The organism is Saccharopolyspora gloriosae (assembly GCF_014203325.1).
Lineage (GTDB): Bacteria > Actinomycetota > Actinomycetes > Mycobacteriales > Pseudonocardiaceae > Saccharopolyspora_C > Saccharopolyspora_C gloriosae.
Genome location: NZ_JACHIV010000001.1, coordinates 3,915,655 through 3,932,395 on the forward strand (window position 1 = coordinate 3,915,655; position 16,741 = coordinate 3,932,395).

Annotated in this window: 13 protein-coding genes and 1 tRNA gene; 10 read left to right on the forward strand and 4 right to left on the reverse strand. The window is 68.9% G+C overall.

The window, feature by feature from the left end; all coding sequences use genetic code 11:
- Positions 1-58: 58 nt before the first annotated feature.
- Positions 59-277 carry a hypothetical protein gene (locus tag BJ969_RS17260; protein ID WP_184479931.1) on the forward strand — a complete coding sequence of 73 codons (219 nt, stop codon included), beginning with the start codon at positions 59-61 and terminating at the stop codon, positions 275-277.
- A gap of 18 nt (positions 278-295) precedes the next feature.
- On the opposite strand, the gene BJ969_RS17265 is transcribed toward BJ969_RS17260, so the two are convergent.
- The 3 genes from BJ969_RS17265 to BJ969_RS17275 all read right to left on the reverse strand — a co-directional run bounded on the left by BJ969_RS17265 (position 296) and on the right by BJ969_RS17275 (position 7,328).
- On the reverse strand, positions 296-5,071 hold the full coding sequence (locus BJ969_RS17265) for a copper oxidase (RefSeq protein WP_184479932.1): 4,776 nt from the start codon (positions 5,069-5,071) through the stop codon (positions 296-298).
- 63 nt (positions 5,072-5,134) lie between these two features.
- Positions 5,135-5,674 carry a hypothetical protein gene (locus BJ969_RS17270; RefSeq protein ID WP_184479933.1) on the reverse strand — a complete coding sequence of 180 codons (540 nt, stop codon included), beginning with the start codon at positions 5,672-5,674 and terminating at the stop codon, positions 5,135-5,137.
- Between the two features lie 259 nt (positions 5,675-5,933).
- Positions 5,934-7,328: an arsenic transporter gene (locus BJ969_RS17275; protein ID WP_425503562.1), complete on the reverse strand. Its 1,395-nt coding sequence runs from the start codon at positions 7,326-7,328 to the stop codon at positions 5,934-5,936.
- A gap of 186 nt (positions 7,329-7,514) precedes the next feature.
- Between BJ969_RS17275 and BJ969_RS17280 the strand changes: the two genes are divergently transcribed.
- Together BJ969_RS17280 and BJ969_RS17285 are read left to right on the forward strand one after the other, a co-directional pair.
- The gene (locus BJ969_RS17280) at positions 7,515-8,831 is read left to right on the forward strand and encodes an MFS transporter (RefSeq protein WP_184479934.1); all 1,317 of its coding nucleotides are present in this window, start codon (positions 7,515-7,517) and stop codon (positions 8,829-8,831) included.
- 193 nt (positions 8,832-9,024) lie between these two features.
- Complete coding sequence (locus BJ969_RS17285; RefSeq protein ID WP_184479935.1) at positions 9,025-9,477, forward strand: DUF1707 SHOCT-like domain-containing protein; 453 nt, start codon at positions 9,025-9,027, stop codon at positions 9,475-9,477.
- Positions 9,478-9,480: 3 nt separating this feature from the next.
- Here the strand turns inward: BJ969_RS17285 and BJ969_RS17290 are convergent, their stop codons facing one another.
- Positions 9,481-9,948, reverse strand: coding sequence for an NUDIX hydrolase (locus tag BJ969_RS17290; protein WP_184479936.1), 468 nt, complete (start codon positions 9,946-9,948; stop codon positions 9,481-9,483).
- A 55-nt stretch (positions 9,949-10,003) separates the two neighbouring features.
- Here BJ969_RS17290 and BJ969_RS17295 point away from each other — a divergent pair, with 55 nt between their 5' ends.
- From BJ969_RS17295 to BJ969_RS17320, 7 genes are all read left to right on the forward strand, one after another.
- A complete protein-coding gene (locus BJ969_RS17295; RefSeq protein WP_184479937.1) occupies positions 10,004-11,071 on the forward strand; it encodes a DNA polymerase IV in 1,068 nt (355 codons plus the stop codon).
- A 57-nt stretch (positions 11,072-11,128) separates the two neighbouring features.
- Positions 11,129-11,202: transfer RNA gene (locus tag BJ969_RS17300), tRNA-Pro, on the forward strand.
- Between the two features lie 172 nt (positions 11,203-11,374).
- A complete protein-coding gene (locus BJ969_RS17305) occupies positions 11,375-11,734 on the forward strand; it encodes a hypothetical protein (RefSeq protein WP_246456909.1) in 360 nt (119 codons plus the stop codon).
- A gap of 209 nt (positions 11,735-11,943) precedes the next feature.
- On the forward strand, positions 11,944-12,075 hold the full coding sequence (locus BJ969_RS31010; RefSeq protein WP_281398334.1) for a hypothetical protein: 132 nt from the start codon (positions 11,944-11,946) through the stop codon (positions 12,073-12,075).
- Between the two features lie 1,175 nt (positions 12,076-13,250).
- Complete coding sequence (locus BJ969_RS17310) at positions 13,251-14,354, forward strand: ABC-three component system protein (protein WP_184479938.1); 1,104 nt, start codon at positions 13,251-13,253, stop codon at positions 14,352-14,354.
- Positions 14,351-14,839, forward strand: coding sequence for an ABC-three component system middle component 2 (locus BJ969_RS17315; RefSeq protein WP_184479939.1), 489 nt, complete (start codon positions 14,351-14,353; stop codon positions 14,837-14,839). Before BJ969_RS17310 ends, BJ969_RS17315 begins: the two co-directional genes overlap by 4 nt.
- On the forward strand, positions 14,827-16,695 hold the full coding sequence (locus BJ969_RS17320; RefSeq protein WP_184479940.1) for an ATP-binding protein: 1,869 nt from the start codon (positions 14,827-14,829) through the stop codon (positions 16,693-16,695). Before BJ969_RS17315 ends, BJ969_RS17320 begins: the two co-directional genes overlap by 13 nt.
- The last annotated feature ends 46 nt before the right edge of the window (positions 16,696-16,741 follow it).

A 16,741-nucleotide genomic window follows, 5' to 3' on the forward strand; every position in this document is an offset into this window, starting at 1 on the left:
CATCTCGCGGCGGACGCCCCGGTCGAGGCCGGTTCTGCCGGGACTGCACACTGGGGGTGTGGAGACGGTGAAGAACGCACGCCCCCGGCTGGACGCCTCGTCGGTCGCCGTGTGCGCACACGTGGGCATCGGAGCGGACGACTCGGTGGCGCGGGCCGCGCGGGACCGGCTGGGCAACGCGCTGGCGAACTACCGCAGGCACTGGTCGGCCGACGCCGAGCCGCAGGTGTTCGAGGATCGCCTCCTGCCCGGCGACGAGGCCAAGAACCCCGCCTGAGCTCGCGGCCGTTCCCGCTCAGCCCCGGGTCCGCCGCCGCCTCCGACGGCGGGGTGCTCCGCGGCCCTCGACGATCGCGGCGGCGGGCAGCACCGCCGGGTGCACCGGTTCCGGTGCGGGACCCGCTCGCCCGTTCAGCGGCAGCAAACCGGGCCGGTGGCGCGGTTCCACCCGCAGCAGCCCCCACAACCCGGCGTTGACCTGGTTGATGGTCAACCCGTCCCGGATGAGGAAGTCCCCGGTCCGCCCGCCGGGTCCGCCGGCGCCGCCGATGAGCTCGACGGTCGCCTCGGTCTCCGGCAGCATTCCGCCGACGGCGGACCGGATCGCCGCGTTCGCGTCGGCGCGCTGGTAGCGCCACATGTGCCCCGACACCAGCATCGTGTGCACCCGCCCGCGATCGGCACCGTGCACGAACCGCACCGTCACCGGATCACCCTGGTGCGCGCGGAACACCGGTGTCGCCGGGTCGCCGTGCACCCGCGAGCTGAACATGTGCGCCTGTTCCGGATCGTCCCGCAGCCGCGGGGCGAAGCGCTCGTTGCGGTAGTTGATGCCGCGGTTGCCCCGCTCGTAGGGATCCAGGTCGACGTCCTCGCCCGACACGGCCTCCGGGTTCGGCTCGCCGTCGCGGTCGAACAGCCGCACCCCGTCCTGCCAGATCGCGACGAACTCGCGGGTGGCCCGCGCAGCGCCGTCCTCGACCCAGCGGACATCGGCGGCCGTGCCGGTGGCCGGGCGGCCGGTCACCGGGTCCGTCCAGATCGACCCTGGCGGCTCGATGATCAGCGTCCCGAACAGGCTGTGGTGCGCGTTGCCCCGGCGGTCCCCGAAGTCGGACAGCGTGATCGTGGAGCCCTCGATCTCGGGAGCGGCGAACCAGTAGGTCGTGATCGACTCACCGGGCCGCACCGTCTGGTCCGCGTTGAACCCGACGGTCGATCCGTCGGAGGTCCGCACGTCGTAGTCGACCATCCCGCCGTGCAGCGACACCCGGTCACCGCGCGGGAACGGGGCGTCCGCGGGCAGCGGCACGTGGTTCCCGTGCGGCGGCTGGCCGCCTGGGCGCAGCCCGTTGGTCAGCGTGATCTCGATGCACTCACCTGCGCGCGCCCGCAGGACCAGCGGTTCCGGTGGCCGGAGTCCGGCGCGCACCGCCGCCGCGTCCTGCGACCTGACGTAGGCCAGCCCGAACGGATCGTGGTCCCCGTCGTCCGGGTTGAACCGGAGCGGGTGCTCGACCGCGTCGACGCCCAACCTGCGCACCGGTGCCGTGCTCGGGCAGGTGTTCATCGGTTCCGCGCGCCGTGGCGCGTGGGGCCGCGACCGGTCGGCGGCGGGCTCCCGCGCGGGCGCCTGTCCCGGGAGGCCGTGGTCGGGCAGCGGAGCCAGATCCGGCTGCGGCCGGTCGGTGGTGCGGAAGATCCCCCACAGCCCCAGCCACTGGTCGTCGAGCGCGGTCGAGCCGTACAGGAAGTCGCCCGGTCCACCGGCGCCCCTGTTCACGATCGCCGGCCCGCCATTGCCCGGTGTCACTTCGGCTTCGTCCTTGAGCTGCTCGCCCTCCATTCCCCGGTGGACGACGTTCGACCCGATGATCTCGTAGTTGAAGTACTCGGCGAGCCCGAGGGCCTGCTGGTCGGTAAGCTCGCTGTTCGGGTTGTCCGGTTCGTTGAGCCATTTGTGCCCGTGCAAGGTGAAGTCGTGCATCTCCTCGTGCGCCGCGGCGATGTTGCGGATCAGCACGGGCTCACCGGTGTAGGCGCGCAGCACCGGAGTGGCCGGATCTCCGTGCACCGTCGAGGAGTACACGTACGCAGGATCACCGCGAGGCCCCGGTAGGCCCGGCCGCGTGCGGATCTGGAACGGCTCGTTGCGGTAGTTCACCGCGTAACCGCCCTGGTCTTCGCCGAAGTCACCCGGAACGCCCGGCGGCTGCACCGGTGGCCCCGCGCCGAAGTTCCGCCACAGCGGGACGCGGTCGGCGTAGTAGAGGGTGAATTCGCGGAAGTCCATGCCCAGGTCGGATTCGATGATCGCTTCGGTGCCGACGCCGTCGGTGGGTTCGCCGGTGCGGGTGTCGCGCCAGACCGCGTCCGGCGGTTCCACGTTCATCGACGCGTACAGCCCCTTCTGCTGGTGCAGGCTGGGGTACTGGTGGTCGTGGAAGAACACCGATCTCAGCGGTTCGTCCACGTACCACCGGAACGCGGCCGTCTGCCCGAGCATCGCGGTCTGCGCGTAGTTGAACCCGACGGACGTGCCGTCCGAGGCGAGCTCGTCGAACTGCACCAGGTGCACGTGCGCGGAGACCTCCGAGGTCTCCTCCGGCAGCATGTAGTCGCCGTCGAAGCGGTTGACGTGGTCGATCGGTTCGTCCGGATCCTCGTCCAGGTGCAGGTCGTTGGTGAGCAGGATCCGCATGCAGTCGCCTTGGCGTGCTCGGATCGTGTACGGCTCCGGTCTCTCCCGCCCGGAGGTGACCGCGTCGAGGTGGCTCTCCTCGACGTAGAGCCGTCCTTGGCGGTCCTTCCACCCCGCTTCGTTGTAGAGCAGCGGCAGGTCGATGGCGTGCGGCCGGTAGGTGCGCTCGGGGCGTTCCGGCGGGCACGGGTCGACGAATCCGGCGCCGGGTTTGGCCGGGTCCAGCGCCGGCATGTTCGCCGCTTCCATCGGAGTCGGCCCGCGGACCGTGTCGCCGGGGCGCCGCAGCTCCGCGAAGTCGTCCTCGATGACGGTGTGCGGCGGTTTGTACGCGCGCTGGCCGAATTGTCCTTCGACGAACAGCGGAAAACCGGGGTGCCGGGCGTCCGGCGCGGGTGTCGCACCGGCCCGGTCGGGAAGTTCCCGCAGCGCTTGCAGCGGCGTGCCGTCCGGGTTGGCCGCGGCGCCGTCGCGCAACCGGTCGAAGATCCGCAGGTGCCCCCAGAAGCCCTGCGCGAAGTGCGGGTAGAAGTGGCAGTGGAAGACCGAATCGCCGACGGTGCCCTGCACTCCGCCCGCGCCGCCTTCCAGGCGCAGCTCGAACGCCTCGCCCGGCCCGATCGCCTGGACGTCCTTGCGCGGTGACGTCGGGTTGTCCGGGTCGGCGAACCAGCGCTGGGTGTGCTGGTGCCAGGGGTGGGTCTCGCGGACGCCGGGATGGATGAGCGCGAACCGCACCGGGTCGCCCACGTACGCCTTGGAGATCATCGCGTCGGTGTCCACGACCGGCTCCGCGCCGGGTCCGCCCGGTCGCGTCAGCTTGCCCTCGTCGCCGAAGACCCAGGACTGCAGGTGCGATTCCTCGCTCTGGCACTTCGCACCGGGATCTTCGACGACCCGGTCGAGCTCCACCACGTACCCGTCGCAGAAGTGGTCCTGCGGGGTGAAGGTGCGCCCGTTGGGCAACGTGATGGTCTTCGCCGTGCCCGACGGGTTCTCCGGGGTGGGCGTGCCGCGATGCTCCAGGATGGCCCGCAGCCGGTTGCGCAGCGGCTCGCTGCGGTAGTTGATCCCGAACGTGGCGTCCGCCAGGCCCGTGGTCGGGAAGGTGGGCTGCTCGCCGTCGCGGTCCCGGACCCCTTCGACCTCGTCCATGATCATGATGGCGAAGGAGCGGTGGTCCTCGCCGCCCGGAACGTGGACGTCGGCGAACAGCTCGGACTGCACCGCCCGGCCGGTGCGGCGGTCGAGCAGGTCCGCTCCGGTGATCGGGTCGTGCCACGTCGAACCGCGCGGGTGCACGATCACGCCGCCGAACAAGCCGCGCTGAGTGCTGGTGGAGCCTTCGGCCGCGCTGTCGAGGTTCGCGATGTCCACGACCGGCGCCTGCCCCTCGTGGTCGGCGTACCAGGTGAACGTGCCCTGCTCCCGGTGGCCGAGCGAGGTGTCCGGGTTCCCGCCGACCATCGCACCGTCGGAGTCCCGCGGGTCGAACTGCACCAGGCCGTCGGGGTGGATGCCCACCCGGCGGTCGCGGATGTCGTTGCGCAGTTCGATCCGCACGCAGTCCCCGACGTTCGCCCGGATCGTCAACGGCTGCGACAGCTGCGGATTCCGTTCCAGATCGCGCTTGCCGACACGGGCGTCGTCGTTCTTCAGCGCGTACACCAACCCGTCCGGCAGGTGGTCTCCCCAGCCGTTGAGCGGGATGTCCAGCTGGAAGGCGGACAGGTCGTAGGTGATCTGGCGCGCTCCGGCCGGGCACACCCCCGACGACGGCGGTGCGGCGGGAGGCGGCGGGCCGGGATCACCGGTAGCCGGTACCGCGCACAGCGGCACCACCACGAGCACCGCCAGCACCCCGGCAACCGAAGCCCGCCGCCACGACCGCTCACGACACCACGCCCCGAGGGCCACGATCACCGTCGTCGGCAGGCACACCACGGCCGCCGCCACCACCAGCACCGGCGCCACCACCGCCACCTCGTGCACGATCCCGCCCGCGTCCGGCAGCGACTCCGGCCTCCCGAGGAACACCCCGGACAGCGCCGTCCTCGCCGGGGCCACGACCGCCAGCGACGCGCACATCGCGAGCGCGGCGGCGCAGGACCGCTGCACCCATCGCGTCGCCGGTGCGGCGGAGCCCACCGCGACGTCGACACCGGCCAGCGCCAGCACCACGGCCGTCATGGCGAACGCGAACGCGAACAGCCCGAACCCCACCGCCTGCGCCGGCGCCGGAAACCCGCCGACGTCGATCCACCCGACGCCGCGCGGTTCCGCCAGCGCGACGCCCGCGACGAGCACCGCCGCCGCAGTGCTCCGGGCCAGCACCGACGACCGGTACCGGCGCTGCATCGTCGTTCGCACGAGGCCTCCCCCGCTTTCTCCAGGCGAGCTGTCGGATGGATCGCTGCGCATGCCGCCACGCCCCTAATGACCGCCGTGGCCGTGCCCCGGCGGCGCAGGATCTCGCTCCGGCTCCTGCTCCATCGGCCGGACCGGCAGGCCGACGGTGATCTCGCCGTCGCCGTCCGGAACGGTCAGCCGGACGTGCTCGGCGCCGTCCCGGGCGCGGAACCGCAGCCGCTCCTCGACGGTGCCGCCCGGCCGGATCCACCGCGGCCCGCCGACGCCCGCGACGGCGGCGGCCGGTCCGTCCGCGCCGTCGATCCGCAGCTCGACGTCCTCGAAGGGCACTCGCACCGGCGCGCCGGTCGTGTTGCGCAGTTGCAGCACGATCTGGACCTCGGGGCTGTGGTCCATCGGCATCGGCGCGATCATCTGATCCATCGGCGGCGACGGGATCAACGTGGCCGTGGCGTCCAGCCAACCGGCTCCCCACCGCGCCGGGACGCCGGTCGCGGGTTCCGGCGCCACGAGGCCGAATCCCACCGCGCAGGCGGCGATCAGCGGCAACGGCAGCAGGCCGAGCGTCCGCCGCCACCGACGGGATCGAACGGGGAACCGCATGTGAACCTCGCATGCGCGGCCAGAGGTGCGCCGCATCCGGAAGACGGGAGCACGACGAGATCTACCGCCGCGTTCGCCGCTGCGCCAACGAGCGCAACCGAGAAGAACCCGAAGGGACCAGCATTTCCCGGCATTCAGAGCGCGTCTCGCCGCCGGGACGCGAATCTCTTGGCATGCGGGGGATTCGACGAGGCCCTGCGGTGATCTCCGCTCGCGGATGATGAGCCCGTCGCAACGACCGCCGTCGATCCGATGCGGATCAGCCGAGCACCGTCAGCCATCCGGCCAGCGCGAGCAACGTCACCAGCAGCACCGGCACGGTGAGCACGATCCCCGTCCGGAAGTAGCGCCCCCACCCGACGTGCAGGCCCTTGCGGTCGAGCACGTGCAGCCACAGCAAGGTGGCCAGGCTGCCGATCGGCGTGATCTTCGGCCCCAGGTCGGATCCGATGACGTTCGCGTAGATCATCGCCTCGTGCGCGAGCCCGGTCGCGCCCGCACCCGCGATGGCCAGCGCCGCGATCAGCACCGTCGGCAGGTTGTTCATGATCGACGCCAGCACCGCCACCACCACGCCGGTCCCCACGGCGGCGGCGACCGTGCCGTGCGCGCCGAAGTGGCCGAACAGCGCCGCCAACTCCCGCGTCAGCCCGACGTTGCGCAAGCCGTAGACGACGAGGTACATGCCGATGCTGAACAGCACGATCTGCCACGGCGCTTCGCGGACGACCTTGCCGACGGCGATGCGCCGCCCACCGGAGTCCGGCCCGGCGGGTCCGCCACCGGACACGACGAGCGCCTTGCGCTCGGCGCGGAACAGGAATCCTGGCCACCGGGCCGCCACCGCGAGCAGCACCACCGCTCCCGCCCCGATCACCGCGGACAGCGGCACTCCCAGCGGTTCGGCCGCGAAGTACCCGACGAGCAGCATGCCCAGCACCGCCCACCCGGCGCGGAACGTCACCCGGTCCCGGATGGCGGACGCGGGCTCGGCGAGCGCGGTCAGGTCGTAGGCCGCCGGGATGTCCCGCCGGAAGTACCAGAGCAGCACCACCAGGCTCGCCGCCACCGAGACCAGGCCGACCGGCACCATCACCACCGCGTACCGGGCGAACCCGATCCCGAAGAAGTCCGCGGACACGATGTTGACCAGGTTCGACACCACCAGCGGCAGGCTTCCGGTGTCGGCCACGAACCCCGTGGCCAGCGCGAACCCCAGCGTGGCGGCCGGGGTGAAGCGCAGCGCCAGCATGATCTGCAGCACGATGGGGGTGAGGATCAGCGCGGCGCCGTCGTTGGCGAACACCGCCGAGATCGCCGCGCCGAGCAGCACCACCAGCACGAACAGTCGCCGCCCGCGCCCGCCGCCCCAGCGGGCCACGTGCAGCGCGGCCCACTCGAAGAAGCCGGACTCGTCGAGCAGCAGCGAGACCAGCACGATCGCCACGAAGGCGAGCGTCGCGTTCCACACCAGTCCGACCACAGTGGACACATCGGAGACCGCGACCACCCCGGTCAGCAGCGCCGCGGCGGCCCCGCCGAGCGCGCTCCACCCGATCCCCAGCCCACCGGGGCGCCGGATGACCAACGCCAAGGTCAGCACGAAGATCGCCCCAGCGACCACCGTCATCACGAGCTCGAACCCCTCCGCCATGCGCGGTGGAACCCTCGCCGCCGCCCTCGCCCCGCGAGACTAGGCCATGCCCCACCTCGGAGGACGACGCGCCGTGGTCGATGCCACGTCCATTTCTTGAGAATCGGTTCCCGCTGAATGGGCAGCGAGGGTTACCCTACGTGTGCTCATTCTGGTCTGAACGTGTGAACAGGGAGGTTCCGGACCATGGCGGTCGGCCACGTTCCCGATGCCGTCGCGGAGGACTCCGCGCCGCGCAACTCCACTCGCCAAGTCGTGGTGGCCAGCCTCGTAGGAACCTCCATCGAGTTCTACGACTTCTACGTCTACGCCACCGCCGCCGTGCTGGTGTTCCCGAAGCTGTTCTTCCCCGCCGGCGACCCCACCGCCGCGACCTTGCAGTCGCTGGCGACGTTCGCCATCGCCTTCGTCGCGCGGCCCGTCGGTTCCGCGCTGTTCGGGCACTTCGGCGACCGCATCGGCCGCAAGTCGACCCTGGTGGCCTCGCTGCTGACGATGGGGATCTCGACGGTGCTCATCGGGCTGCTGCCCGGTTACGCGTCGATCGGCGTGGCCGCGCCGCTGCTGCTGGCGCTGTGCCGGTTCGGGCAGGGGCTCGGCCTCGGCGGCGAATGGGGCGGCGCGGCACTGCTGGCCACCGAGAACGCGCCCAGCGGCAAGCGCGCCACCTTCGGCACCTTCCCGCAGCTCGGCGCCCCCATCGGTTTCTTCGTGGCGAACGGCCTGTTCCTGCTGCTGTCCGAGACGATGGACGACGCGACCTTCCTGGCCTGGGGCTGGCGGGTGCCGTTCCTGGTCTCCGCGGTCCTGGTCATCGTCGGCCTGTGGGTGCGGCTGAGCCTGCACGAGACACCCGCGTTCGCGAAGGTCGTCGAGTCCGGCGCCCGCGCCAAGGTCCCCTTCGTGCAGGTCTTCCGCACCGGCCTCAAGGGCCTCGTGCTGGGCACGTTCATCATGCTCGCGACCTACGTGCTGTTCTACCTGATGACCGTGTTCACCCTGTCCTACGGCACCGCCGAGTCCGGGCTGGGCTACAGCCGCTCCGAGTTCCTGGTGTTCCTGCTCATCGGAGTGGTGTTCTTCGGCCTGACCGTGCCCATCGCCGGCGTGCTGGCCGACCGCTTCGGCCGCCGCTCCACGCTGCTCGTGATCACCTCGGCGATCATCGTGTTCGGACTGCTGATGGGGCCGTGGTTCGGGAGCGGTTCGCTGCCCGCGGTGCTCAGCTTCCTCATCGTCGGCCTCGCCCTGATGGGCTTGACGTTCGGCCCGATGGGCGCGGTGCTGCCGGAGCTGTTCCCCACCGCGGTGCGCTACACGGGAGCGTCGGTGTCCTACAACCTGGCGAGCCTGCTCGGCGCCTCCGTCGCGCCCTACATCGCGACCTGGCTCGCGGGCAGCCACGGCGTCGGCTGGGTCGGCGTCTACCTCGCCGCGATGGGAGCGCTGACGCTGATCGCGCTGCTGATCAGCCGCGAAACGAAGGACTCCGCGCTGGACTGACCGAGTCGTCGCCGGTTCCGCGAGGAGCCGGCGACGCTCGTCCTCCAGGCCGGAACCACTTGGCAGGGCGGCGAATTCTCGTCCTTTCGGCCACCCGCCACCGACCCGGAGTCCGATCCGCGCACCTCGCCCCGCGCCCTAGCGTGAGCTCATCGCCGAGGGACGGCGGCACGAGCACTTCGAGGTGAACGCGATGACGCACGCGGACGTGGATACGAGCACCTGGATCCTGGAGCACGGCGGCACCCGCCTGTCCGACTCCGACCGGGCGCAGGGCCAGCGCCTCCTCAACGAGCACGTGGCGATGGGCCGCCTCACCTCGGAGGAATTCGGGGACCGCGCCGTGCAGGTGCAGCACGCCCGCACCAGGTCGGAACTGCTCGCGGCGTTCCAGGACCTGCCCCGCCCCCACCCTCGTCTCGACGAGCCGGTGGAGCTGCGCCGCACCGCGATCCCGGAGCCCCGCGCGGACGTCCCCCACCTGCGCTACGCCGTCACCGCGACCGTCTCGTCGTGCGCCGTCGCGGGCGCGCTCGGCGTCCTGCTGCTCGCCCTCCAGGAGCCGGCGGTCCTGTTCGCCGCGGCCGGGGTACTGCTGACGGTGTACTTCGCGCTGGTCATCCTCGGCCACCGCACCGAACGCTGACCCTCACTCCGACCCCAGTTCCCCCAGCAACCGGGAGAGGAATTCCGCCTGCGCGGCAAGGATCTTCTCCCGAGCCACCGCCGGAGCGAACCACTCGGCCCGGTCCACCTCGGGGAAGCTCTGCGTGCGACCGGACCGCGGCGGCCACGCCAGCTCCACGAGGTTGCTGCGCAACGAGCTCACGTCGAACTCGCCCCGCACCGCCCACGCCGTGACGACCTTGCCGCTCTTCTGCCGCACCTCGCCCAGATCGATCGCCGAGTCCGCGACCGGCCGCAGCCCCGTCTCCTCCTCGAACTCGCGCACCGCGGCGGACAACGGCGCCTCGTCCTCGCCGTACTCGCCCTTCGGGATCGACCAGGCACCGAGGTCCTTGTTCTTCCAGAACGGGCCGCCCGGATGCACCAGCAGCACTTCCGGAGCACCCTCGCGCATCCGGTACAGCAGGATCCCCGCGCTGCGCTTCGCCATCCGCCGACCGTACCGCCGAGCTGCCGCCACTCCCCGAACCAGGCAAGCTGGCCAGGTGGAGCAGGTGGTGCTGCACGTGGACCTCGACCAGTTCATCGTCGCCGTGGAACTGCTGCGACGCCCCGAACTGCGCGGCGAACCCGTGCTCGTCGGCGGCATCGGAGACCCCACCCGCCGCGGCGTCGTCGCCGGAGCCTCCTACGAAGCCCGCGAATCCGGCGTGCACTCCGGAACCCCGTTGCGCACCGCCGCGAAGCGCTGCCCCCGAGCCGTGTTCCTCCCCCTCGACAAGGACGCGTACCTGGCGGCGTCCGCGACCTTCGTCGAAGCCCTGCGCGACCGCTCCGACGTCGTCGAGGAAGCAGGCTGGGACGAGGCGTACCTCCTGCTCGACACCGACGACGCCACCCGCTCCGCCACCGAACTCCGCGACCACGTGCACGCCCGGACCGGACTCGTGTGCTCCGTGGGAATCGGCGACAACAAGCTCCGCGCGAAAACGGCCTCCGGCTTCGCGAAACCCACCGCGGGCTTCACCGACACCGGAATCTTCCGCCTGGACCAGCACAACTGGCCGCACATCATGAACGAGCGCCCGCCCGAAGCCCTCCGAGGCGTGGGCCGCCGCACCGCCACCCGCCTAGCCGAACACGACCTCCGCACCGTCGGCGACCTCGCCACCACCGACCGCTTCGCCCTCGCCGAGCACTTCGGCCCCCGCACCGGCCCGTGGCTCGTGGCCCTCGCCCGCGGCTACGACCCCACCCCCGTGCAACCCGAGCCGTACCGGCCCCGCTCCTACGGCCGCGAGATCACCTTCCAAACCGACACCACCGACCCCGAAAGGCTGCGGACCGAACTCACCCGCCTCGCCCACCTGATAGCCGACGACCTCGCGGTCCACGACCTCCTAGCGGGCCGCGTCGTCGTCAAGCTCCGAAACTCCCACTTCCGCACCCACTCGCACGGCGTCCGCCTCACCACCCCCACCCGCGAACCCAGCGCCCTAGCCGCCGCCTCCCACGAGGCCCTGGCCGCCTTCGCCCTCACCCGCCCCGTACGCCTCATCGGCACCCGAGCCGAACTCCTGACCAGCACGAACACCGAAACCGAGGGGCGATGAAGATCCTCTGCGGACAGTGCGCTAAGCTTTCCGCACACCGCAAACAACGGGTGTGGCCGGGACGTGGCGCAGCTTGGTAGCGCACTTGACTGGGGGTCAAGGGGTCGTGGGTTCGAATCCCGCCGTCCCGACGGCCTGGAAAGCCCGCTGATCTAGCACGAAAGTGCAGGTCAGCGGGCTTTTTCATGCGCTGAAGTCGATCAGGCAGTGGATCTTCGCGGTCGGCTGATGTGGGTTTTTGGGAGGATTTTGGGAGGATCCGTCCATCCGGGGCGAAATGGGGTCGCGCAGTGGGAGGATTTCGTGATCACCCAGACGTGTGATCTTCGGCAGCCGGTTGAGATGACGTCGCCGCCGCGGCGGTTCGCCCAGTCGTGTTCCTTCCGGTGCGAGACACTGGCGGGTATGTCCGAAGTCGTGTTGTCGTCCGAGATCGTCGCACCGCCAGGCGGGGTCATGACCGACGAAGTCGGTGTCATCACCGGCGACCTTGAACTCCGCACCACCTGCACACCAGACGGTTCTCTCACTGTCGAGGTGCGCTACGCCGGCGCCGACGAGTGGTACCGGATCCCCACCGCCGAAGTCCAACTGCACGACCCCGCCGACCACAAAGCCGCACACCACATCCTGACCGGAGTCCTGCACCGCCCCGAGGGATGACAGGGGCTGGGAGGGCGCTCCCATACGGCCGGCACCCTCCCCTCCTCGTTGTGGTCAGTTACAGGTGCCCAGCATCAAGCCCAACCTGTCACGTTCGGGCTCGGTGATCGACAACCCGTACGTGTGCTTCACATGCGTCCACGCCCGCGCATACGTGCACCAATACTCGGCCCGCGGCGGCCGCCACTGATCCGGAGACTGATCCCCCCTTGGACCTGTTCGTCCGCGCCGAGACCGCCAACAACTGCGGCGACTCCAGATCATTCGCGAACCGCCTCCGCATCGGCGTATCCCATGTGTCCGCGCCCGAACGCCACGCGTTCGCCAGCGGCACCATGTGATCAATGTCCAACCCGAGCCGACGTGACCTCCAGACCGTCGTAGACACTCACCCAGTTTCCTGACACCGCCCGGCACCGTTCATCGGCGACCACACCTCGACCGTCACGGGCCAGCACCGTCTCCCGGGTATCACACGCACCGTTCTGCATGACCCAATGCGGAAACCGATCACGGCTATACCCGGTCATCGGATGCGGCGCCTCCACCGTCAACCCCGCCAGCTCACCACGGACCACCTCAGCCACCGGGGGCTCCGGCAACTCCCTAGCCTCCGGGACATCCCCTGCATGGGCAGGAACAGTCCCGAACCCCGCAGCCAGCACAACCGCAACAACAACAGCCCGCACAGACCGGACAACCGAGCTCCCCACTAAACGCTCCTAGCAATCGAGGATGATCACCCACTGCCTCGACCACCACCAGCCCCGCCTATCGAGGACAGCCAGCGATTCACCCTCAAAAACCACCAGCCAGGTAAACCAAGCACTCGACGCGCCCTACCAGCAAGCCCAATTACGCACCCCAACCGACGCGACCCCAACCAGCCTTCAACCCCAGAGCCACATCCGGCTGACACGTCTCTGAACAGCGCAAACGGGCAGGGCGACCTCTACCGTGTCAAGGTAGCCGTCGGCGTCGCCCTGACCTTCACAGACGCAACTTCAGCAGGTCAGGGCGGCGCGGCTCAGAGACACCCACACCCGTTCAGTGCCTTCAGTGCACCTGGCGCCTCCCAATTTCCTCCCATACGCCGCCTCCCACCAGGCGGTTTGCCGCATAGCTTTGAACACGAGCCCTTGTCAAAATTCGCCTCTTGCGACACGGGGGCTGGGGCACCTTCACTCAGTCGTAGATCACCCATCGTGTCGGCTCCATGCCCCGCTCGAACGGACCAGTGCGCCCAGTGCACGCAGTAGATTGTCCGGTCGCCGCCCACCCTGGATCGGTCGGGCCCTGCTGCGCCGGTCACTCACGCCCCACCACTGTCGCCCGACGTACCCAGACGTGGTGATCACCCGCCCGACTCATGATCTTCGATCCGACTGAGCCCCTCGGGTCAGTCCATCTGCCATCTGCCAGTCGTGTACCTGCCACCCATCGAAATACGCACCCTCGCTCACCCTGTCCCGGATAGGGTGAGCAGCCGATCAGGAAGACGGAGGCAGGGCTTAGCGTGGCAACGGCGAAGCAGCAGGTAGACGAGCGGGCGGCGCTCACCGAGATGCCCTTACCTGCTGATTCGACCCCGTCTGTGGCCTTGGACGGTCCCCCCGTCCCGCCGGTGGGCCGCATCCGGTTGTACTCACCCGATGAGTGGGAAGAGTTCATCCGCGAGTGGGCCACCGCCATGGAGGAGAACTACGTCCAGATCAAGTTGCTCGGCGGGGCGGGTGACAGAGGCACGGACATCGTCGGGTTCAAGACCGACCGACAGTTCGAGGGGCCGTGGGATTGTTTCCAGGCCAAGCACTACGACAAGCCGCTTAACTTCTCCGCCGCCGCGGCCGAGATGATCAAAGTCTTCGTGGCTGTACTAGATGGGGTGTATAGCCTGCCCCGCACCTACCGATTTCTGGCCCCCAGAGGGCTATCAACTCATTTCAACATGATGATCAGTAATCCGACCACGCTGCGTGAGAACTTCCTGGCCTTGCTCGTCAAGGGCGAGGCTCCTTCAGTTAAGGCGTTGGCCCGGCCCCTCCTTGAGGAAGTAAAGGCTCTTGCGGCGGAGACCGACTTCGCCATGTTCAGGTCGGTGGAGGTGCTGGATGCGCTGACCACTCACAGCCGGACCCGGTGGCACACGGCCCGGTTCGCCACGGCACTTCCTGAGCGCGGCGACAGCAAAACCCCTCCAGAGGAGTACGCGCCGGAGGAAGCACGCTACTTGCAGCAGTTGCTGGCCGTGTATGCGGAACGCGCACCGGACAAGATCACTACTCTGGATTCCGTGGCCAACGTCCCCAAGCTGGACAAGCACCTGCAGCAGCAACGAGTGCGGTTCTTCCGGGCAGAGTCGCTCAAGGCGTACTCGGTCGGGGCGGTGCCCCCGGGCACCTTCGAGAAACTCCAGGGCGACATCCACGCCGGGGTCATTGACATAGCCCAAGACGACCATCCGGACGGCTACACGAGGCTGGGCCAGGTACTGACACAAGTGGGCAGCCTCGACCTCAACCGGCACAAGCTCATCGGAGTGACCGAAATCGACGACCGCAAGGGCGTCTGCCACCAGCTCGCCAATGACGACCGGCTGACCTGGATGGAGGAGCCGTGAGACCTCCACTCAACGGCCCCTTGGAGTACGGGGTCCGGGTCCTGGTAATGCTGACCGAGGCATACCCGGAGCAACTGGATATCAACCACTTGGTCCTGCTTGACCACAGCGTGCTGCACACTGCCGAACTCGGCGGGCCACCCAACATTCATCCTTCCCACGCCCTACACGCCGGAGAGCTGGGTGTACGGCGCGCGAACGTCGACGAGGGGCTGCAAGTAATGCTGCGCGCCGGACTGATCGACATGCGCGCCTCGAGCACCGGCATCTGCTACGAGGCCGGCGACGAAGCACACAGCTTCATCTCCTCACTCACGTCGAACCACATCGCCGAGCTACGCAACCGCAGCCAATGGGTGGTCGAGCAGTTCGGAACATTGTCCGAGGAGCAGATCCGGAGGCAAACGGCGGCGATCGTCGTCAGCCGCCCGGAGAACGGCGACACCAGCGGCAGTAAGAAGGAGGCAGGTACATGGAGAGGCTGAACCTGTCGCACCTGACGTTCATCGGACCGTCGGTCAACCCGGCTACCGTCGAGTTCGGGCCCAACCTCACCCTTGTCCGCGGGCCGTCGGATACAGGAAAGTCCTACATCGCCGAGACCATGAACTTCATGCTGGGCGGGAAGACGCTATACAAGATCCCGGAACAAGAGGGCTACGACGCAATTCTGCTCGGCATCCGTCTCCCTGATGCTGAACACGTCACCCTGTACCGAGCTACCAAGGGCGGCGACTTCCGACTCTACCGCGGAGATCACCGTGCTTACCCGCTGCCCGTCGAGCACGAACCGCTGGCGGCGAAGCACAGCGGCAAGGACTTCAAGAACCTCTCGCACTACCTCCTGGGCCAAGTCGGCCTGGATGAGAAGGCCATCCGCACGAACGCCGCCGGGGGCACGGTCTCCCTGAGCCTGCGCGTGCTGGTTCCCCTGTTCCTGGTGGACGAGACCAAGATCCAAGCCAAGATCGCACCCGTCTTGACGGGGCAGTTCACGACGAAAACCCGCGAGATCTCCACCTTCCGCCTGCTCTTACAGGGGGAAGATGACTCCGCGATCGAGTCGGGCGAGTCAGAGACCGCACATCGGCGGTCCAAGGTCGCCAAACACGACGTCATTGACACGCTACTGGCCGAGCTGCGTGAACAGCTTCAGACAGACGAGACGCTTCAAGCGGTCAACGACCGTCTCGGCCGCCTGCAGGCCACGGTCAACGCGTCGACCGACTCCATCGAGCAAACCGCCGCCGCGAGGCAGCAATGGGGACACACGCTGTCCAACAGCGAACGACTCGTCGCCGCGACGCGCCGCAGTCTCGCCGAACTCGACGCCCTTGAAGCCCGGTTCACGCTGCTGTATGAGCAATACACCTCGGACCTGGCTCGACTGGAAGCCATCGCCGAAGCCGGGTCCTTGCTGGGCTACTTCACGCCCGGAGACTGCGTATTCTGCGGCGCCGAACCCGAGCACCAGCACCTCAGCGAGGACTGCGCCGACGACACGACCGCGTTCGCCGCGTCCGTGCGCGAGGAGCAACGCAAGACGACCGCTCTCCGCGAAGACCTGCTCCACGCCATCAGCGGGTTGCGTACCGACCGCGCGGAAAAGGGCCAACGCCTTCAGACCTACACCGACCAGGCTGCCCACGCCCGCTCGGCGATCGCGCGGCTAGATAGCGAGCTCAGCCCTCAGCAACTCGAGCTGCGCGAGTTGATCAACTCGTCGTCGCAGCTCGAACGCGATGCAGAGACCATCCGCCGCATCCAGCGTCTCGAAGCCCTCCGCGCCGAAGTCGATGCAGAACCGAAGCCTGACACGATGGAACCTACCGCCGGCTTTCAACGCAGCGCCGTCAACGATCTGTCGCATCTGATCGCGGCCCGGCTACGGTCCTGGGGGTTCCCCGAAGCCGACAACACCAGCTACAGCTTCGAATCCCAAGACATCGTCTCGGGCAACCAGCTTCGCGCCGCCCACGGCAAGGGCGTCCGCGCCATCCTGCACGCCGCGTTCACCATCTCGCTTGCCCAGTACTGCCTCGACAACGACCTGCCCCACCCTGGTTTCGTCGTGCTCGACTCACCCTTGGTCGTCTACCGGCCACCAGACCCCAACGCCGAACCAGACAACAGCGGCGACGTCCTCGACACCACCACCCTCGCAGGCCGGTTCTTCGCTGACATCCAAACGAACTTCACCGGACAGATCATCGTGCTGGAGAACGAGAACCCGCCGAACGGACTGGAGCCTGGGTCTCGGGACGTCTCCTTTACCAAGAACACTGGCCGGGGTCGCTACGGCCTGTTCCCACACAGCCAAGCCAGCGGAGTCGCGACGTAACCAACCATTCACTCCAGGACGGCAGCCCTTCTTGCGGACCGTACCG